This window comes from Anaerolineales bacterium, from assembly GCA_022866145.1.
GTDB lineage: Bacteria > Chloroflexota > Anaerolineae > Anaerolineales > E44-bin32 > PFL42.
This window is the reverse complement of the sequence record JALHUE010000302.1, coordinates 1-19,459: the sequence shown is the minus strand read 5'-3', so window position 1 is coordinate 19,459 and position 19,459 is coordinate 1. Positions and strand designations below refer to the sequence as shown.

Here is a 19,459-nt window from a genome sequence, read left to right as displayed (position 1 = left end):
GGGCAGCGCACGAGCGGCTGGATTGTCGAGGCCGAGGCCTACGTCGGCCAGGCCGACCAGGGATGCCATGCCCGCGCCGGCTGCACCGCCCGCAACGCCTCGATGTGGGGTCCGCCGGGGCATGCCTACGTATACTTCACCTACGGCATGCACTGGATGCTGAACGTGGTCACCGAAGACGAGGGCTTCCCGGCAGCGGTCTTGCTGCGGGCGATGCACCCGGCCGAGGGGGAACGGCGCATGCGCCAGCGACGCCGCCGGTCGGGCCCGGCCGGCCTGACGGATGGCCCGGCCAAGCTGTGCCAGGCGCTGGCCATCGACCGCCGCCTGGATAGTCACGACCTGTGCGGCCGGCGGGCGCGGCTGTTCATCGAGCGAGACGAGATCATCGACGGACGCTATGTCACCCGCGGCCCGCGGGTGGGGCTGGACACTGTACCGGAGCCGTGGAAGAGCAAACCCTGGCGCTTCCGGGTCTCGGCGTCCGGCCGGAAGCGGATGGAGGAGGCAGGCAATGGGACTTCTCGAGGGTAAGACCGCGCTCGTTTTCGGCGTCGCCAACGATCACTCGATCGCCTGGGGCATCGCTCAGGCGATGCACCAGCACGGTGCCAGGCTAGCCTTCTCGTATGCCGGCGAAGTGCTGGAGCGGCGCGTCCGCCCGCTGGCGGAATCGGTAGGCGCCGGATTCGTCGAGCCATGCGACGTCTCGAGCGATCAGCAGATCCAGGCCCTGTTCGACCGAGCCGCCAAGGATCTAGGCAGCATCGACATCCTGGTGCACTCGATCGCCTACGCCGGCCGGGACGAGCTCTCCCGGCCATATGTCGAGACCAGCCGCCCGGGCTTCCTGACCGCCATGGAGATCAGCGTGTACTCGTTCACCGCCCTGGCGCGGGCCGCCCTGCCCCTGATGCCTCACGGCGGCAGCATGCTGACCCTGACCTACTACGGCAGCGAGAAGGTGATGCCCAACTACAACGTGATGGGCGTGGCCAAGGCCGCCCTCGAGGCCTCGACCCGCTACCTAGCGGCGGACCTCGGCCCGCGCGGCATCCGGGTCAACGCGATCTCGGCCGGCCCGGTGCGTACGCTGTCGGCGTCCGGGGTCAGCGGCTTCAGGCGCCTGTACAAGGCCTTCGCCGAGATTGCCCCCCTGCGCCGCAACGTCACCGCCGAGGATGTCGCCGGCGCCGCCGTCTGGCTGGCCTCCGACATGGCGCGGGCGATCACCGGCGAGGTGATCTTCGTCGATTCGGGCTACAATATCCTCGGCCTCCCGACCCCAGCCGAGGGCGAAGGATAGGCGATCACCCCCGGACGCCGCAAATGCTGGCCCGCCTCGAACGGAACTTGAACCCCCGGCTCGACCCCGTCGAGCTTCGCTACCGCCAGCGGGTCACGCGGGCGGTCCTGGTCGCCTCGGCCGTCTTGTTGGCGTTGTGGCTCGCCGTCGACCTGCTGGCCTGGTTCGTCCTGCGCCCCACCACGGAACACGCCTATCCTTTCGACCTGGCCGCGATCGCCATCATCGGCGCCGCCCTGGCCATCGCCAGCGGGCTGGAGCGCCGGCGCCGGGTCATCGCCGCCGGCTACTTGCTGGCGATCTGCACCTTCCTCTACCCTCTGCTCAACACCCTGTTCGCGCCCCACGACCTGTACCTGGTCGGCCCGACCTACCTGATCTCTGTTCTTCTGGCCGGGGCGCTGATCGGCGGGGCAGCCGCCTTCGCCTTTGCCGCTGGTTCCATCATGGCCAATGCGGTGACCTGGCTGGCGATCCGCGGCCTGGCCGCCTCCTGGCTGATGCCGGTCGAGCCGGCGATCGGCGTGGTCTTCGTCCTGGGGAACGGCCTGGTGGCGCTGGCGGCGGCGGCCATGATGAACTCGCTGGCGTCGCATGCCCGCGACAGCCTGGACATGCTCTCCACCCAGGCCGAGGAAATGGCGACCCTGGCCCACACCGATCCCCTGACAGGCCTGGCCAACCGTCGCCGGCTGATGGAGCAGTTCGAGCGCGAGTTCCGGCGGGCGCTGCGCTACGGGCGCCCGCTCAGCCTTGTGTACCTCGACCTCGACGGATTCAAGACCATCAACGATGCCTTCGGCCACATGTTCGGCGACGAGATCCTGCGAGGCGTTGCCAAGTCGATGCTGGCCGTGCTGCGCACCGCCGATCTGCTGGCCCGCCTCGGCGGCGAAGAGTTCGCATTGCTGCTTCCTGAGACCGGCCTGGACGGCGCCTGCAATGTGGCCAACAAGCTCCGTCGGGCCCTGAACGCCTACAGCCAGCAGCTGGGACCGGCCGTGCCCCCGCTGACCTTCTCCGCCGGCATCAGCCGCGTGCACGACTCCGACACCTCGTTCGAGGACATGCTGGCCCGGGCGGACGCCGCACAATACCTGGCGAAGTCGACCGGCAAGGCACACGCCCGCACCGAGGACGAGCTCCCGGCGGCCGAGGCACCTGCCCTGTAGGCCCGGTTCCTCCCAGCCGCACGCCCGGCGGCTCGCCTGCGCCCACGGGAAGGTCAGAATGGTCCACAGCCACATCCTCAAGCTATCGACGAGCGGCCAGGCCGAGGTGCACGATATCACCGACGGCGTGCGGGCCGCCATCGAGCAGAGCGGCATCCGCGACGGCATCGCCTGCGTCTTCACCGCCTCATCTACCAGCGGCCTGACAACGCTGGAGTTCGAGCCCGGCGCCGTCGAGGACCTGCGGCGCGCCCTGGACCGGCTGGCACCACCCGAGGCCGAGTACCTGCACAACCAGCGCTGGGGGGACGGCAACGGCCACGCTCATCTGCGGGCGGCGCTGCTGGGGCCCTCGCTGTCGTTGCCGGTCGTCGAGGGCCGCCCCCTTCTCGGCACCTGGCAACAGGTGATCTTCATCGATTTCGACGTCCGCCCCCGCCGGCGCGAGATCCGGGTGCAGGTGGTCGGCGACCCCGAGTGACGTGGTATCATCCCGCCTCCATGACCAAGACCAGCCCACCCAATCGCCCGCTGCGCTTACTGGCAGTCTTCGCCCACCCGGATGACGAGAGCTTCGGCCCGGGCGGGACCCTGGCGCTGTACGCCCAGCGAGGTGTAGAAGTCCATTTGATCTGCGCCACCCGCGGCGAGGTCGGCGCGGCGCCGGCTGAGCTGTTGGCCCCGCATGCCGACATCGCCAGCCTGCGCGAGTCCGAGCTGCGCTGTGCGGCCGGTCACCTCGGGTTGGCCGGCGTGCACTTCCTCGGCTACCGGGATTCGGGCATGCCCGGTTCCGCCGACAACCGCCATCCGCAAGCCCTGGCAGCGGCGCCGCTCGAGGAGGTCGCCCATCGCCTGGTGTGGTGGTTCCGGCGGCTTCGCCCCCAGGTGGTGATCACCTTCGACCCGATCGGTGGGTATCGCCATCCCGATCACATCGCCATTCACCGCGCGACCATCCAGGCCTTTGACCAGGCCGGCGATGCGGACTTCATGCCCGAGGCGGGGCCGGCCCACCAGGCGGACAAGCTGTACTACGCCTCGCTCCCTCGCCGCGCCCTGCGCCTGATAGTGCGGCTGATGCCGTTGGTGCGGCGCGACCCGCGCCACTTCGGCCAGAACGGGGACATCGACCTGGTGGACATCGCCGCCCAGGACTTCCCCATCCACACCCGCATCAACATCCGGCCGGTGGCGCGGCTCAAGGCCCAGGCCAGCGCCTGCCACGCCAGTCAGGGAGGCATGCCCCGCAGCGGGATCATGGGCTGGCTGCTGCGCCTGGCCGGGGGCTCGGAGACGTTCACCCGCGCCGTTCCCCCCGCCGACCCCGGGCTGCGTGAGGACGATCTCTTCACCGACATCTCCCCGAATATCCCCTGACGCGGGCTGAGCCCTGCCAGACGGCATGGTAAGATTCCCGGGTCCACGCCCGCCTTCACTGTGACCTCACCCATGGATGACCGCAGTTTCCCAGCACCGCTCCCGATCGCCATCCCGCGCGATTTCAACCTGCCGCGCCGGGTGCGGCGCCTGGCGGAGCTGGCCTACAACCTGTGGTGGACCTGGAACCCGGAGGCCGCCCGCCTGTTCAGCCGGCTGGACGCCGACGCCTGGGAGCAAGCCGGCCACAACCCGGTGCTGTTCCTACAGCGCCTCCCCAGCCGGGTCCTGGCCGAGGCCACGCACAGTCGGTCGTTCCTGGATCGCTATGATCGTCTGCTGCGCGCCTTCGACGACTACCTCGAACCCGGCCGGCCCACCTGGTTCAGCCAGAACCATGCTGAACGGTTGAACTACCCCATCGCCTACTTCTCCACCGAGTTCGGCCTGCACGAATCGCTTCCCTTCTATGCCGGTGGGTTGGGCGTGCTCTCCGGGGATCATTTGAAGGAGGCCAGTGACCTTGGCCTGCCGCTGGTGGCCGTCGGTTTCATGTACACCCAGGGCTACTTCAAACAGCGCATCACCGAGGACGGCTGGCAGGAGGCGCACTACGCCTCGCTGGCGTTCAACGACCTGCCGGTGATCCCGGTGATGGCGCGCGACGATCGTCCGCTCACCGTCAGCCTCGATCTTCCCGGCCGTGCTGTGCACGCCCGTCTGTGGAAGATCCAGGTCGGGCGGGTGCCGTTGCTGCTGCTTGACAGCGATGTGCCGGAGAACCAGCCGGCGGATCGCAGCCTGACCGCCCGCCTGTATACGAGCGATCTCGAGCTGCGCATCTCTCAGGAGATCATCCTCGGTCTGGGCGGTGTGCGCGCCCTGCGCGCCCTCGGCTACAACCCCGCCGCCTGGCACATGAATGAAGGCCACTCGGCTTTCCTGGCGCTCGAGCGCCTGCGAGAGATGGTTGCCGCCGGCCACACGTCAGAGCAGGCCGTCGACAAGGTCCGGGCGGCGACCATCTTCACCACCCACACCCCGGTTCCAGCCGGACACGACGAGTTCCCCTTGTGGCTGATGGACAAGTACTTCAGCGCCTTCTGGCCGCAGCTGGGGGTCGACCGCGATCGGTTCCTTGACCTGGCGCGACAGAAGCACCCCTGGGGCGAGACCTTCAGCATGGCTATCCTGGCCATCCGCATGTCCGACCGCTGCAATGGCGTCTCGGAATTGCACGGCCGCGTGTCGCGCAAGATGTGGTCGTTCCTATGGCCGGAGCGGCCGGTGGACGAGGTTCCGATCAGCCACATCACCAACGGCGTCCACACCGGCAGTTGGCTGGCGCGCCGCATGGGCATCCTGTATGACCGTTACCTGCCGGAGGATTGGCGCGAGCGCCTCGACGATCCGGAGATCTGGCTGTCCCTGGAGCGTATTCCCGATGAAGAACTGTGGGCCGTGCGCCGCCACCTTAAGCGCAAGTTGGTGGCTTACGTGCGCGAGCGCGCCCGTCAGCGCTGGCAGAAGGGGCTGTTCCATCCTGTCCAGGCCATCGCCAGCGGGGTGCTACTCGACCCGTATGCCCTGACGGTCGGGTTCGCCCGACGCTTCGCAACCTACAAGCGGGCGAGCCTGCTGCTGCACGACGTCGATCGACTGCTGAAGATGGTCAACCACCCGACCCAGCCGCTGCAGATCATCTTCGCCGGCAAGGCCCATCCGGCCGACGAACCGGGGAAACTGCTGATCCAGGAGGTCTACCGCCAGGTCAAGCGGGCCGAGTTCGCCGGCAGGCTGGTGTTCCTGGACGACTACGACATCAACCTGGCGCGCTATCTAGTTCAGGGGGTCGATGTCTGGCTGAATACGCCCCGGCGGCCGAACGAGGCCTCGGGAACATCCGGGCAGAAGGCGGCGCTCAACGGCGCCCTGAACCTGTCGATCCTCGACGGCTGGTGGCGCGAGGCCTATAACGGGCACAACGGCTGGGCCATTGGCAACGGGTCGGACGATCCGACGTTCGATGGGGACGATCCGGCCGATGCCGAAAGCCTGTACGACCTTCTGGAGAATCAGGTCATCCCGCTGTTCTACGTCGAACGCTCCGCCGACAATCTGCCCGGGGAATGGATCGGCTGGATGAAGGAGTCGATGCGCACACTGTCGCCCCAGTTCAGCATGCGGCGCATGGTGAAGGACTACGTCCGCCAGATGTATCTGGCCGAAACCGCCGAGGTCCAGCCGGCGCCAGTGCTCTCCTGACCGGCCGGCCCGCCACCCCAAGCGCTCGGATGATCCCTGATGCCTGACTTGCTCGCGATCCCTGCCGCCCTGATGCCGTTCGCCATCTTCGCATTGCGCGTGACGGACATGACCCTGGACACGCTGCGGGTGCTATTTGTCATCCGCGGGCGCAAGGCCCAGGCTTGGATCTTCGGCTTCCTGCAGTCCGCCATCTGGGTCGTGGCCATCACCAGCGTTCTGGCGAACCTCAACAACCCGTGGAACATCGTCGGCTACGCCGCCGGCTTCGCCACGGGGAACGTGGTCGGGATGACGATCGAGGAGCGCCTGGCCATCGGCCACGGCCATCTGCGGATCATCAGCGCCACCCTGGCCAGCGCCATCGCCGCCGCAATCCGCCAGGCCGGCTATGCCGCTACCGAGCTGTCCGGACGCGGCAAAGACGGCACCGTCGGTGTGATCACCTGCAGCGTGCGCCGCCGGGATATCGACCGCGTGCGCAATGCCGTGCTGCAGATCGATCCGGAGGCCTTCGTCACGGTCGAGGAAGTCCGCCCGCTCCACCGCGGTTTCTGGCGGGCCTAGCAGGAGGCCGGGTCTGGTCCATGGATAGCTTGATCGAGACGCTGCGCACGGCTTGGGTTTCAGCGCTTGGGCCGCTTCTGGGCCCGTCCGCTCCGGCCTGGACGCAGCTGCCTCCGCTGCTGGTCGGGCTGATCGTGTTCACCCTGCGCGCCTTCGACATGACGTTGGACACGCTGCGGGTTACCGGCGTCGCCCGCGGCCGGCGCCGGCTGGTGTGGCTGGTGGGCTTTGTTGAATCGGGGATCTTCGTCATCGTCGTCTCCGGCGTGCTGGCTACGCTGGGGAAGCCGCAGAACGTTGCGGCCTATGCCGCCGGGTTCGCCACCGGGACGCTCCTGGGTATCGTCCTCGAGGAGCGCCTGGCGCCGGGCCACAGCCTGATCCGCATCGTCAGTCCGACGCTTGGGTTGGCGATTCAGAGCCGGCTGCACGCCCAGGGCTATGGGGCGACCTACATCCCCGGCCAGGGTCAGCAAGGCGCGATCGGCCTGATCCTGGCCTACGTCCCCCGGCGCCAGGTCGAACCGGTCAAGGACCTGGTCCTGGGCGAGGATGCGTCCGCCTTCATGACGGTCGAACACGTGCGCCAGCTGCGCGGGGGCTGGAGGCCGTAGCCGCTCCTGCGCCGGGAGCGAGTCAAGCCACGATCGGCCAGATCGGGCTGCGCGGCAATCGCCAGCATCAACACCTTCCACCCCGACGCCGCCGGCTGAACCGTCGTCCCCCACCCCGTCCGTCGCTGGTCCTCATGTTTCCATTGATGGCCGACCGATGCTGCCGCCCGGTTGCCGGCGCTTTGCTCGCGGCCCAGGGGCGCCGCCTGCACGGGGAGCAAGCTGGCCACTGACCAATCGAGGCCGCCGGCGCGCCTCCCGGTCGTGACTGACCCGGGCGATGTGCGGCATGAGCATTGCATCCTGTCCGTGGCGGAACGGCAATGACCCGCAGCTACGGGCAGCGTTTCCATGCCTCGCGCATGTTGGGTATAATGCCGCCACCCGTGAGCATGTTCCGGGGAGAGGCGCAAAGAGGCCTGCATGGCACTTAAGGGCAACCTGCGCGATTTCAGCGTCACCCAACTCTTCAACCTGATCAGCCTAGCCCGCAAGACCGGAACACTCACCGTCGAAGGGCCGAATGAGGCCGCCTGGGTGACGTTCAAGGAGGGCAAGCTGATCTATGCCCAGCTGGGGAACGAAGACGGGACGCTGACCGGGATCCTGACCAAGGCCGGCCGGATCACGCCCAAGCAGGCGCAGGTCATCCGCACGCACGCTCCCGACAAGGGAGACAAGGAACTCGGCCTGCTGCTGATCAACGCCGGCTACCTCTCACAGCAGGACATCCTGAGCGCCATCCGCCAGTACGTGCTGGATATCGTTTATCAGCTGTTCACCTGGGTCGATGGCTTCTTCCGCTTCGACAACGATGTGCTCCCCCCGGAGGACCGAATCGTCGTCCGGATGGACATGGAGAACATCATCATCGAGGGTTCGCGCCGCATGCGCGAATGGGAGCAGCTCCAGGAGGAGATTCCGAACCTGGACATGGCCCTGCGCTTCGTGGAGCGGCCGGGGACCGACATCAAGAACCTCAACCTGAACGTCAAGGAATGGAAGATCGTTTCCTTCATCAATCCCAAGAACTCCATCCGCCAGATCGCCAAAGCGAACAAGATGAACGAACTGGAGATGCGGCGCGTGGTGTTCGGCCTGCTCCAGGCGGGGCTGGTGGAGATCGTCAGGCCGGAAGGGATGCCGCTGCCAGCTCAGGCCCGGAAGCTGCCTCCGGTCGATCCCAAACAGCAGTCGTCGTTGGTGAACCGCTTGATCGACCGGATTCGGACCCTCTAGCCGAGGATCAGCCATGCAAACCGTCAAGATGGTGGTCACAGGTCCCTTCTCAGCCGGCAAGACGGCCTTCATCCGTTCGGTGAGCGAGATCGATGTCGTGTCCACCGAACGCAAGATCTCCACCGAGGCCGAGCGCATCAAGGAGACCACGACGGTTGCCATGGACTTCGGCCGGATCACCGTCGATGACGACCTGGTGCTGTACCTTTTCGGGACGCCAGGCCAGAAGCGGTTCGACTTCATGTGGGAGATCCTGTCCGAAGGCATGCTTGGGTTCATCGTGATGGTGGACAGCACTCGCCCGGAGACCTTCCGCGAGGCCAAAGGCATCCTGCAGACCTTCCGCGCCTATGCGCCGACGCCGTACGTCGTCGCCGCCAACAAGCAGGACATCAAGGATGCATGGACAGTAGACGACTTGCGGATCGCCCTCAAGCTGGACAGCAGCATCAAGATGCTGCCCTGCGTCGCCAGCGACCGCGAGTCCGTCAAGAAGGTCCTGCTCGAGCTGCTGTTCAGCATCCTCGAGGAAATGGAGAAGAAGTAGCCCGGCCCGACCTGGGTGCTGGCCTCCACCTGCCGGGGTCGCACCACCGAACCGATCGATACCCGAGGTTGTGATCCTCCCCACCTACTATCTGCCCAACAGCATCAGCCGCAGCCTCCTTCTATCGCTGGAGGAGGTCATCGGCCATACCGGGCTGACGGCCGTGCTCAACTCGGCCGGCCTGCGTCACCTGGTCAACAACTTGCCGCCCAGCAACCTGGACCCGGAGTTCCCCTTCGAAGACGTCGGCCGGCTGCACCAGGGCCTGGAGAATCTGTACGGCCCGCGCGGCGGACGCGGCCTGGCGCTGCGCGCTGGCCGGGTATGTTTCCGCTACAGCCTGCGCGAGTTCGGCCCGCGGCTGGGCCTGACCGACCTGACCTTCCGGCTGCTGCCCATGCCGATGAAGCTCAAGGCCAGCGTGGAGGGCTTCGCCAGCGTCTTCAACCAGTACGCCGACGAGGTCGTCGAGCTGGAGGAACAACCGCACGCCTTCTACTGGCACCTGCGGCGCTGTCCGTTCTGTTGGGGGCGGCACACCCAGGACGCCTGCTGCCACATGGCCGTCGGGCTGCTGCAAGAGACGCTGTACTGGATCAGTGGCGGCAAGAACTTCCTGGTCGAAGAGTCCAGTTGCCTGGCGCGCGGCGACTCCAGCTGCCGCATCCAGATCGACCGCCAACCTCTCGACTGAACGCCGACCCTATCGGTCCAAATCGACCGCCACACCCGGCTCGACCGGGCGGCGTCGCGCCTCCTGCCCAGGCTGGCCGGCAACTGCGGTCTGCATGACCCCAGTGCTATACGCCGGAGCCCGAGTTTCGCGGTTCCATAAGGGGTGCGGAGGCTGCCGGCGCGGCGGGTTGCTGGCCGGGCGTGCGCAGCCATCAGGAGATGCACCAGGTGGACACTGCCTACGCGGCCATCGCCTTGCTGGGCATGGTCGTCATTGCCAGCATCGCCTTTGTGCTGGGACGCCGCGAAACGCGCCCCCCCGACAGCGGGCGAACCGTGGCGCTGGCGGGCATTGGAGTCGAAGAGTGGCCGATCGAGGGACTGCTGAGCACGGTTGCCGAGTTCTCCAGCAGCCTGGACCTGGCCTCCGTCATGGATAAGGCGCTGGTGCTGGGCCGCCGCCTGACAGGTGCCGACCGAGCCGATATCCTGCTGGCCGCGCCTGACGACTCGCCGCTGCGCCACGCTGCCTGGCTTGGCTCGGAGGGGATGATTCCACCCGAGGGCAGGCCTTCTCCCTTCCGCCGCGGCGAGGGACTGGCCGGCTGGGTGATGGAGCACCGCCAGCCGGTGGCGATCACCGACCTGCGGTCGGATTCGCGCTGGATTCCCCTCAGCGATAGGGCCCACACGGCCCAGAGCGCCCTGGCGGTTCCGCTGGTCGTCGGCGACCGGGTGTTGGGAGCGATGATCCTGCTCAGCCGCCGGACAGCCGCCTTCGACGAGAGCCAGGTGCGCCTGGTGGCGGCCATCGCCCAGCATGTGGCGGCGGCCATGAACAACGCCGAGCTGTATCGCCTGATCCACGATCAGGCGGAGCAGCTCAGCGCCTCGCTGCACCGTCAGCAGGTCGAAGCCAGCAAGTCGCGCGCCATCCTGGAGGCCATCGCCGAGGGCGTGCTGGTCACCGACGGCGCCCATCAGGTGGCCCTGCTCAATCCGGCCGCCGAGCGCATCCTGGGTGTGCAGCGCGAACAGGTGCTGGGCCGGCCGGCGACCAGCCTGATCGGCATGTTCGGCCGCTCGGCCCGCGAGTGGGCGCAGGCCGTGCAGGCCTGGGCCGAGGCCAACGGGCGCCCGTCCGGGCCGGCGTCGTTGTCGCAGCGAATCCAACTGGAGGACGGGCGGGTGGTCTCGGTCCAGGTCACCCCGATCCGCGGCGAGAACGGCTTCCTGGGAACCGTCTCGAGCTTCCGCGACATCACCCGCGAGGTCGAGGTCGACCGGCTGAAATCCGAGTTCGTCGCCACCGTCAGCCATGAACTGCGCACCCCGATGACCTCGATCCGGGGCTATGCCGAGATCCTTTTGATGAACGCCGTCGGTCAGCTGAATGAGGAGCAGCGGCGCTACGTCGAGGTCATCCGCACCAACACCGAGCGCCTGGCCTCGCTGGTCGCCGAGCTGCTCGATCTTTCCCGCATCGAAGCCGGCCGGGCCGTACTCAGCCCTCAGCCGCTGTCGGCCGCCGAACTGCTGGACGAGGCACGCAGCTATGCCCTCGCCCGCTGTCAGCAGGAGAACAAGCCGCTGGACGTTCTCGTCAAGCCGGTGGGCGACCTGCCCGTTGTCTCCGGCGACTCGGAGCGCATGCGCCAGGTGTTCGAGAACCTGATCGACAACGCCGTCGAGTTCACCCGCGCCGGAGGCTCACTCGAGTTGGCCGCCCAGGCCGTCGGGGACCAGATCGAGTTCACCGTCAAGGATTCCGGCATCGGCATTCCCGCCGCCGAGATCGACCGCGTCTTTGAGCGCTTCTTCCGCGGAGAACGCGCTCTGGAACTGGGGGTCCCCGGTACCGGCCTCGGCCTGGCGATCGTGCGCAGCCTGGTGCAGATGCAGGGCGGCCAGATCGGGGTCAGCAGCAGCGGTGTCCCCGGCCAGGGCACCACCTTCTCCTTCACCCTGCCACTGTACGCCGCCCGGATCCCCGTAGGACAGGCCGAATGAAGACGATCCTGGTGGCCGAGGATGAGCGCGATATCCGCGAGCTGATCACCTTCACCCTGCGCTACCACGGTTTCGACGTGATCACTGCCGACAATGGAGAGCAGGCCGTACAGCTGGCGGCTGAGAAGCTGCCCGATCTGCTGCTGCTTGACGTGCGCATGCCCCGCCTGACCGGCTACGAGGTCTGCCAGCAACTGAAGCAGCGGGAGGACACACGCCACATCCCGGTCGTCTTCCTCTCGGCCAAAGGGCAGGAGGCCGAGATCCTGCAGGGGCAGCAGGCCGGCGCCGTCGATTACATCCTCAAGCCCTTCTCCCCGCAGGAACTGGCCGCGCGCCTTCAGGCGCTCCTCGATGGCTAGCTTCGCTGCCACAGTTGGTTTCGACGTAATTCAATCGATAGGTCCAAGCCAAGGCGCCGGGGCATAGCGGGGAAGCCTGCAACTCTGGTGGGGAAACTGAGACGGCCTTGGCACGCTATCGGGCCACCGTGAAGCGGCAGCTTAGGGGCTGACCGCGCCTCCCGCGGCCGTAGGGCCGGGACGCGTGAGCCTGACCTGGCCGGCAGGGGCATAGGGGCCGCTTGCTCGGCCTGCCAGCCGGGCGTAGAGTGGGGAAGGAACTACCCGTTTCCGCCGGGCAGTTTCCCCACGGGGTGCTTCCTACCAGAACGCTTCGCGGTCGCGAAGCTCGAGACCGCTAGGCGCCGGCGACAACAAACTGCCATGCCAAGTACCCAAATCCTCTCCCGAAGAGTGCGTCGCTTCTTGGGTAAGCCTCGCCTTACCCGCCTGTGCACAATAGACCGCAAAGGATTTCCTCACGTCGTCCCGATCTATTTCATGCGCCAGGGTGACGACATTGTTTTCGGTACAGACCGGGGCGAAGCCAAAGTTCGGAATGCCCTCCGCAATCCGAAAGCGGCCGTCGTCATCGGCGGCGACCCCGACGAGGATGCCGAAGGCTACATGATCCAGGGCACTCTGAAGGTCGAACCAGACCCCGAGCAATCTTCTGCCCGCCGTTTGCTGCTCCGGTATGAGTCCGAAGAAAAGGCAGAAAGCCAGCTTTCGCAGTGGTCCGAAGGTGACACAGTACTCCTCCGCCTCAAACCCAACCGCGTCATACGGGTGTGGTAGTTGGGAAAGGGTCAGAGCCCAGCAACCCACTGCCTGCCCCCCGGCCCGCCGTTCCGGGGCAGGCCGGCCGCACATCGTCCCGATGTGCTCACCGCAGCGTGGTTCGCGACCGACTCGGCTGGGGGGAAAAGGGGCCGGGTAGGCTTGCCTGCCGTTTGCCTAGCGCCAGAATGGGAGCGCCAGTTCGTGGCGTAGCCTGACTCGAAGGGGCTTACCTATGGGCAGAACTCCGCAAGGGCGGCTATCGGCGCCCTTGCGCCGTGCTTCCCATGCGACGATTGGCGCAAGCCGATAGGCTCGACGCGAGCGGCGGCCTTCAGGCCCGGCGGCCGTACCAGAACTTGTGCCAGTCTCCGCCGCTGCCCCGCAGCGCCAGGTAGGTATACAGACTGCCGGTGAAGAATCCCAGCACCATCATCAGGATGACCCAGACCAGCGAGCGTCCAAGGGAACGCTCGCGAAAGACGATCCAGGCCGAGAACAGCATGAAGCCGACATACAGGTCAACCAGCGAGACGATGCCCCACGGCATGGCCAGCAGCTGCTGACCTTCGCTGGCGAAGTCACCCACTGTGAAGCCGTAGATCAGCACCCCAGTCATGGCCAGCACACCGAGCAGCGAGATCACTTTGGCAATTCGCATGTGGTCCTCCGTAAGGGTTCAGGCCCCCGAACGCGGACGGCGGGGGAACCAGGGCACAAAGGCACTGGTGGTCTCGGCGTACTGGCGGTAGCCGGGTTTGGTCTCGATGAGCGTCTTCTCGAGCAGAGCCACCCCGGAGACGCGCACCAGCAGCAGGGTCATCAAGATCGGGCTGAAGATGGTCCACCACCCGCCGGCCGCGGCGGCGATCAGGAAGTAGCCCCACCACTGCGCCGCGTCCCCAAAGTAGTTGGGATGGCGGGTGTAGCGCCACACGCCGGTGGTGAGCAGCCGGCCCCGGTTGGCGGGATTGGCCTTGAAGCGCTCCAATTGCCAGTCGCCGACGGCTTCGAAGAAGAACCCAAACCCCCACACTACGACAGCCAATCCGTCGAGCAGGCCCAGGCTTGCTGGAACCGGGCTGACCTGCGCCGCCACCAACGGAGTGCTGATGATCCACAGCAGGATCCCCTGCAGCAGGAACACCTTGAAGAAGCTCCTCCACCACCAGCGAGCGCCGTTCTCCTGACGCCACTTGGCGTAGCGGAAGTCCTCCGGCTTGCCCCAGTTGCGGCGCAGGATGTGAAGCGACAACCGCAGGCCCCAGACCGTGACCAGCCCGGCCAGCAGCAGCTTGCGCGGCAGGTAGCCTTCCGGGGTGAGCACAAACGTCGCCCAGGCGACGATCACGAAGCCGGTGCCCCAGAAGATGTCTACGATGCTCGAGTTGCGCAGCGCCAGGCTGAGCAGCCAGAGCAGGATCATCAGCCCGAGAACAACGCCGCCCACACGCAGGTAGATATTCAGGAAGTCCATCGTGTTTCTCCTTGGCTCCCGGCGCTAGGCCGTCTGGATGCAGACAATGCAGACGGTGCCGGGCCCGACGTGAGCGCCGATCACCGGCGCCACCTCACCCACCATGCGGATGGGTACGCCGGGCAGACGCGTCTGCACCTGCTGGCGCAGCAACTCAAGCCGCTCGGGGGCGCCGGCATGGACCAGGGCGAGGCTTTCGAGCGGCCCGAGCTGCAGCGCCAGGTCGACCAGGCGAGTGATGGCGCCCTGGCTGGTGCGCGCCCGAGCAGTGATGATCTGGCCGGCGTGCATCTTGAGGATCGGTTTCATCTTCAACAGCGTGCCGACGGAGAACGTGACCAGGTTGACGCGCCCGCTGCGCCGAAGATATTCCAGCGTGTCGAAGGCAGCGAAGGAGTGCGTCCGCCCGGCGAGCACCTCGACCGAGGCTGCGATCTTCTCGAGCGGTGCTCCGGAGGCGGCCAGACGCGCGGCGTGCTCCACCAGGAATCCGGTGCCCAGCGAGATCTGGCCGCCGTCGAGCACGCGCACCGGAACGTCAGTGATGGTCGCCGCCGCCATCTGGGCGACATTGTACACATTGCTCAGTGCCGAGCCGATGTGGATCGAGAGGATGCCCGAGGCGCCTTCGGCGACTAGCCCCTGGTAGCTATCGGCAAAGGCCGCCGTGCCTGGCGCGGACGTGGTCGGCGGGGGATTGCTGGACGGCAGGCGGGCGTAGAACTCAGCGCGCGACAGGTCGACTCCATCGAGAAAGCTGTGGGTGCCGAAGTTGATGTACAGCGGTACAACGGCGATCTTGTGCTCGGCGATCACCTCGGCGGGCAGATCGCAGGTGCTGTCGGTGACAATGCGAACGGTCATGGGAACCTTCCTGGTGGCGGCTTGAGTCTACAGGACCAAGATCACGCCCAGGATGATCTCGGTGATCAGGCTGATGACATTGGATCGAACCACCGAGTGATCGAAGACCATCGACACTGCGCGCACAACGGCGATGGCCAGGTAGCCGATCCCAAGCATCAGGTAGGCAGTGGCGCCGAGGAACAGCGGAGCGAGGCCGAGGGCGATGAACAGCCCACCGAGCACGGCGCGCAGCTCGGTGATGCCGCGCCCGCCGATCGGCTGCAGGCCGGTGAATCCGATCACCTTGGTGGGGGCCACCAGCGCGAACAGGCCGGTGGCGGCGGTGGCCAGGGCGGCCGCGATCTGGAGAACTTGCAGCACGGTCATGCGGTTCCTCCTTGTTGGCGGGGCTAGAAGCCGCGCCGCTGTCCGGTCCAGGGCGGCGCGGCCTGGGCGCGGAATTCATCCACGCTCGGGCCGGCCAAACGCACCAGGCGCCAGGTGCCATACAGATAGGTCAGGATCAAGAGCATGACGGTTGCCGGCCAGCCGGTGAACAATCCGAGTGCCGCCAGGTAGGCTGCCTCCCGAAGTTGAAACACGCTCAGCTGGAGCAGCGCCTGGGCCAGGAAGTAGACCGCCCAGGCGAGCGTGACCTCGGTGTAGGCCGGACGGACGCGCGGATGCCAATACCAGTCGCGCGGCCAGCGTCGAACCAGGTGCGAGGTCCAGGCGACGAGGGGGCGCCTCAGGGCGACGGACAGCAGGCTGCCCGCGGCCAGGGCGAGGTTGGTGATCATGTCGGGCAGGAAGAAGACCTCGGCGCGCTGCAGAACCTGGGCGAGGATCAGCGCCAGCAGCGAGGCTCCCAAGCCGAATAGCGCATAAACCACCGACTGATGGCGGAGAAGACGAAAGAGGACGAGGCCGCCAGAGGTGACCAGCGCCGCCAGCATGGCGGCCAACGATCCGGCCAGCGCATTGGCGGCCAGGAACACCAGCGGTGGCATCATGACGTCTAGAACCCCGCCGCGTCCGAGCACGACCGTGCGGAATTCGTCCATCACTTCGCTGGCCTTGCTGATTCCGATGGACACGCTTTCTCTCCTCTCCGCCCCGAGCAGTATTATACGCAAGTATATATGTTTTGTCTAGATACAAGTTGGACGAGATGTTGGCAGCCGGAACGCCGGCCGGGCAGCCTAACACAGAGGCAGGTCGGGATCGGAGCGCAGAAGGGTGCGGGCGGGAAGCGGCTTGGGCCCCGGCTCCGGCCGCCGACGTCCGCCCGACCCGGTCAGCCGCAGGCGGGGCTCACTGTTGCTGCGCACGCCCAGCTTCTCCAGGGCGAGGCGGATGCGCGTCTTGACCGACTCCTGCGAAACCACCAGCTAGCCGGCGACGTGGCGCTCACCGGGCGTCGGTTTGTCCCCGCCTGGCTTCGCGTCTAGACTCCCCGCGTCTCTTCGGTCACCCGCCGCACTCGGGCGGATCGCACCCGGCGACTGCTGCTGGAGCACACGAGCCTGGTTCCTCCGCTGGCCCCCTGTCCCAACGACCCTGCTCGCGCGGCTCCATCGGAGGGCCCGCCGCCCGCCAGCCCAAGGAGGCTCAGATGCACAACCGTGAACCTGCTGCCATCTTGGTGCCTCTGGTCCTACTTGCGGTCTACGCCTGCAACCCAAGCCCGGACACTTCCCAGCTTGAACTGGATCCGGCCTTCGTGGCCCACAAGGCCACGGCAGGCTTCCTATACGGCGAGTACGCCAAGTGGCCCGAGGATATCCCGGCCGACATCCCGCCTCTTGAAGGCGAGATCCGGAGAGTCACCGTTGACCCGGGGTCAAGATACCGGATCAGCTACAGCTCCGTCTCCAACCAGACGATCGCCCAGTACCTGGCACAGCTGGAAGCGCTGGGCTTTGAGCTGCAGTACAGCGTCTACAGTGCGCCCTCGATCCCCGACGAGCAGACAAACGAACGCATCGCCCGCGGCGAATGGGACTCCGTCGAGATCGCCAAGGGGCCGTACCACATGCGTCTGGAGGCTGGAGACCCGGGGGCCAACCTTGACATCGACAACGCCGGCTTCATGACTCCGGGTCCACCGCCTCGCATCACTCCCACCCCCCTTGTATGGCCAAGCGACATCCCGGACCGTGTGCCTCAGCCGGCCGCGTGCCAGATGACCTCTCTGGCAGAACTCGGGGGGGAGTATGCCGGCGGATACCAGATTATCTTCGAGTGTTCCGATCCGCTGGTGCAGGAGCACTTCGTAGAAGCCCTGCTCGCGGCAGGCCTGATCGAGACCGATCGACTTGTCAGCGATACCGGCCAGGTCGTTGAGATCAGGCTGGAGGACAGTGAGATCGCGGTCAAGGCGATGGGTGTTGTGGGAACCCACTTTTTCATACAGATCTGGCCCGCCGCTCCGTGAGCGCGGTTCCCCGGAGCCGGCTGCCGCAAGCTCGATGCCCTAGGTAGCATTGCCCCTTGCTTGGCTCCCACAAGTTCTTGGCGGATCCTCCGGCCGCGCCGCCGGCCAGTGGGGATGTGATCCTGCTGGGGACCGAGATCACCCTCGAGTACAGCCAGCAGGGCGTGGGGGCTCGGAGCGGGGGGAAGCGACGTTCCTTCCGAAGAGGAAGGCGCAGGCCGGCCCGCAGCGCCGTGTGGGCTCGGCGTCCTGCCTCGCTGATTGCGCGCGGCAATCGGCCATTCGAACGCGATCATCACACTGGAGACTTTGATCACGGCCAATACCGCTTTGCCTGGGGACAGGCCGAGTGGATCGGCGCACCGCCTGGTGATCGCCGATACAGGTCAGACCGTCGAGGTTGCATTGGGAAACCACGCACTCGCCGTCGTGATCACGCCTTGCATGCGGGGGTCAGTCTGCGCAGTGGGACTGCCCCTCTGCCCAGCGGCCACCCGGGCTTCTCCGAAGCCTGCCGCCTTAGGCGGCGTCACCATGCGCTCCACCGGTACCGTCACCACGGGCTGCGGAACCAGTGTGACGGCCGGCGCCAGACGGCCTGCGGTGCGGCGCAGCGGTCGGGAGGCCAGCGCGCTTGGCGGAGCTCGAGGCCGTTGGGCGGCTCAATGATCAAGCACAGTCGAAGGACATCCTCGCCCGAGGTGGATACCCTATGAGATCGCATCAGAAACAATGGGTGGCAGTTGCGGTGGTGCTGCTGGTGGCCTGCAATTCGACGAATCTGCTGGCACCGACACCAACACCGCCACCGCGATCGTCTGCCTCTTTCACAACGCCATCTGCTCCTAGAGCTGCCCCGCCACCCCAAGACAGCCAAAGCATTTGGTGGAAGCCTACGGTCAACTTGCGCTGGCAGTGGCAGTTGAGCGAACTTCCGGTTGACCTTAGCCTGGATGTTGATATGTACGACATTGATCCGTTTGACAACGACGCGAGTGTGATAGCGGCATTACATGCACGGGGCCGCAAAGTAGTCTGCTACGTAAGCGTTGGTAGCTGGGAAGACTGGCGTCCAGATGAGGACCAGTTCCCTGCTTCAGTGATTGGCGAGGATTATCAAGGCTGGCCGGGGGAGAATTGGCTGGACATCCGTCAGATCGAGTTGCTGGCACCCATGATGCGCGCCCGGTTGGATTTGTGCAGGGACAAAGGTTTCGACGGCATCGAGCCGGACAACATTGACGGCTACACCAACGACACCGGCTTTCCGCTGACCTACGCGGATCAACTCAAGTACAACCTGTGGCTGGCGGAAGAGGCGCACGCCCGCGGCCTGTCCATCGGGCTAAAGAACGATCCCGACCAGGTAGCCGACCTTCTGTCCTATTTCGATTGGGCACTGACCGAAGACTGCTTTGCTGAGGGGTGGTGTGAGGCCATGATGCCGTTTGTTCAAATGGGGAAGCCCGTGCTTGCAGCTGAGTATACGGATGCCGGAGTAGGCCTTGAGCAGTTGTGTCAGGAGGCCAAGCAGTTGAATTTCAGCCTCATTCTCAAGAATCGAGACCTTGATGCTTGGCAGCAGACGTGCCCTTGACTGGCTTGACGGATTTCCAGCGGATTACGATATTCGGTGAGTAGAGAATGCCGCCCACCAACTCGTCGAAGCCGGATCAACGGCCGTTGAGATGCGAAGTACATCTCAACGCCCCCCTGTCAGAGCATAGCCAGTAAGCCTTGTAGAACATGCATTGGACGTGGTGCCCCCAACAGGCATCAATACACTCGATGCAATCTCGCATG

At 66.2% G+C, this 19,459-nt stretch carries 22 protein-coding genes; 16 read left to right on the top strand and 6 right to left on the bottom strand.

The genetic code is table 11. The annotated features are described in order from the left end of the window. The 14 genes from MUO23_09350 to MUO23_09285 form a co-directional block, all read left to right on the top strand. Positions 1-534: DNA-3-methyladenine glycosylase (locus MUO23_09350; GenBank protein MCJ7513157.1), on the top strand; the 534-nt coding region annotated here is incomplete at its 5' end. Next, positions 515-1,306, top strand: coding sequence for an enoyl-ACP reductase (locus MUO23_09345; protein ID MCJ7513156.1), 792 nt, complete (start codon positions 515-517; stop codon positions 1,304-1,306). The genes MUO23_09350 and MUO23_09345, both read left to right, overlap by 20 nt. Positions 1,307-1,329: 23 nt before the next feature. After that, positions 1,330-2,478, top strand: a complete 1,149-nt coding sequence (locus tag MUO23_09340) for a GGDEF domain-containing protein (protein ID MCJ7513155.1) — start codon at positions 1,330-1,332, stop codon at positions 2,476-2,478. Positions 2,479-2,536: 58 nt separating this feature from the next. Beyond that, positions 2,537-2,959: a secondary thiamine-phosphate synthase enzyme YjbQ gene (locus tag MUO23_09335; protein MCJ7513154.1), complete on the top strand. Its 423-nt coding sequence runs from the start codon at positions 2,537-2,539 to the stop codon at positions 2,957-2,959. A 20-nt stretch (positions 2,960-2,979) separates the two neighbouring features. After that, positions 2,980-3,858 (top strand): PIG-L family deacetylase, encoded by an 879-nt coding sequence (locus MUO23_09330; GenBank protein ID MCJ7513153.1) that lies wholly within the window; start codon positions 2,980-2,982, stop codon positions 3,856-3,858. A 72-nt stretch (positions 3,859-3,930) separates the two neighbouring features. Next, the gene (glgP, locus tag MUO23_09325; GenBank protein ID MCJ7513152.1) at positions 3,931-6,123 is read left to right on the top strand and encodes an alpha-glucan family phosphorylase; all 2,193 of its coding nucleotides are present in this window, start codon (positions 3,931-3,933) and stop codon (positions 6,121-6,123) included. Positions 6,124-6,162: 39 nt separating this feature from the next. Beyond that, complete coding sequence (locus MUO23_09320; GenBank protein MCJ7513151.1) at positions 6,163-6,690, top strand: DUF5698 domain-containing protein; 528 nt, start codon at positions 6,163-6,165, stop codon at positions 6,688-6,690. A gap of 20 nt (positions 6,691-6,710) precedes the next feature. Beyond that, complete coding sequence (locus MUO23_09315) at positions 6,711-7,304, top strand: DUF5698 domain-containing protein (GenBank protein MCJ7513150.1); 594 nt, start codon at positions 6,711-6,713, stop codon at positions 7,302-7,304. A gap of 423 nt (positions 7,305-7,727) precedes the next feature. Then, entirely contained in the window at positions 7,728-8,543 is an 816-nt protein-coding gene (locus MUO23_09310; protein ID MCJ7513149.1) for a DUF4388 domain-containing protein, read from the top strand. Between the two features lie 13 nt (positions 8,544-8,556). Further along, positions 8,557-9,090 (top strand): ATP/GTP-binding protein, encoded by a 534-nt coding sequence (locus MUO23_09305; protein MCJ7513148.1) that lies wholly within the window; start codon positions 8,557-8,559, stop codon positions 9,088-9,090. 70 nt (positions 9,091-9,160) lie between these two features. After that, the gene (locus MUO23_09300) at positions 9,161-9,784 is read left to right on the top strand and encodes a 4-vinyl reductase (protein ID MCJ7513147.1); all 624 of its coding nucleotides are present in this window, start codon (positions 9,161-9,163) and stop codon (positions 9,782-9,784) included. 209 nt (positions 9,785-9,993) lie between these two features. After that, entirely contained in the window at positions 9,994-11,775 is a 1,782-nt protein-coding gene (locus MUO23_09295; protein ID MCJ7513146.1) for an ATP-binding protein, read from the top strand. Further along, positions 11,772-12,137: a response regulator gene (locus MUO23_09290; GenBank protein ID MCJ7513145.1), complete on the top strand. Its 366-nt coding sequence runs from the start codon at positions 11,772-11,774 to the stop codon at positions 12,135-12,137. Before MUO23_09295 ends, MUO23_09290 begins: the two co-directional genes overlap by 4 nt. Positions 12,138-12,500: 363 nt before the next feature. After that, positions 12,501-12,914: a pyridoxamine 5'-phosphate oxidase family protein gene (locus MUO23_09285; GenBank protein ID MCJ7513144.1), complete on the top strand. Its 414-nt coding sequence runs from the start codon at positions 12,501-12,503 to the stop codon at positions 12,912-12,914. A 316-nt stretch (positions 12,915-13,230) separates the two neighbouring features. On the opposite strand, the gene MUO23_09280 is transcribed toward MUO23_09285, so the two are convergent. The 6 genes from MUO23_09280 to MUO23_09255 all read right to left on the bottom strand — a co-directional run bounded on the left by MUO23_09280 (position 13,231) and on the right by MUO23_09255 (position 16,607). Then, complete coding sequence (locus tag MUO23_09280) at positions 13,231-13,557, bottom strand: DUF1475 domain-containing protein (protein MCJ7513143.1); 327 nt, start codon at positions 13,555-13,557, stop codon at positions 13,231-13,233. Between the two features lie 18 nt (positions 13,558-13,575). Further along, positions 13,576-14,373, bottom strand: a complete 798-nt coding sequence (locus MUO23_09275) for a DUF1295 domain-containing protein (GenBank protein ID MCJ7513142.1) — start codon at positions 14,371-14,373, stop codon at positions 13,576-13,578. Between the two features lie 24 nt (positions 14,374-14,397). Next, complete coding sequence (locus MUO23_09270; GenBank protein ID MCJ7513141.1) at positions 14,398-15,237, bottom strand: DegV family protein; 840 nt, start codon at positions 15,235-15,237, stop codon at positions 14,398-14,400. 27 nt (positions 15,238-15,264) lie between these two features. Beyond that, positions 15,265-15,606, bottom strand: a complete 342-nt coding sequence (locus MUO23_09265) for a hypothetical protein (GenBank protein MCJ7513140.1) — start codon at positions 15,604-15,606, stop codon at positions 15,265-15,267. A 23-nt stretch (positions 15,607-15,629) separates the two neighbouring features. After that, a complete protein-coding gene (locus MUO23_09260) occupies positions 15,630-16,316 on the bottom strand; it encodes a DUF3159 domain-containing protein (GenBank protein ID MCJ7513139.1) in 687 nt (228 codons plus the stop codon). Positions 16,317-16,421: 105 nt separating this feature from the next. Beyond that, positions 16,422-16,607, bottom strand: a complete 186-nt coding sequence (locus MUO23_09255; GenBank protein MCJ7513138.1) for a hypothetical protein — start codon at positions 16,605-16,607, stop codon at positions 16,422-16,424. 227 nt (positions 16,608-16,834) lie between these two features. Here MUO23_09255 and MUO23_09250 point away from each other — a divergent pair, with 227 nt between their 5' ends. After that, positions 16,835-17,656 (top strand): hypothetical protein, encoded by an 822-nt coding sequence (locus tag MUO23_09250; protein MCJ7513137.1) that lies wholly within the window; start codon positions 16,835-16,837, stop codon positions 17,654-17,656. Positions 17,657-18,290: 634 nt separating this feature from the next. Further along, positions 18,291-19,253, top strand: coding sequence for an endo alpha-1,4 polygalactosaminidase (locus MUO23_09245; GenBank protein ID MCJ7513136.1), 963 nt, complete (start codon positions 18,291-18,293; stop codon positions 19,251-19,253). Positions 19,254-19,459: the final 206 nt, after the last annotated feature.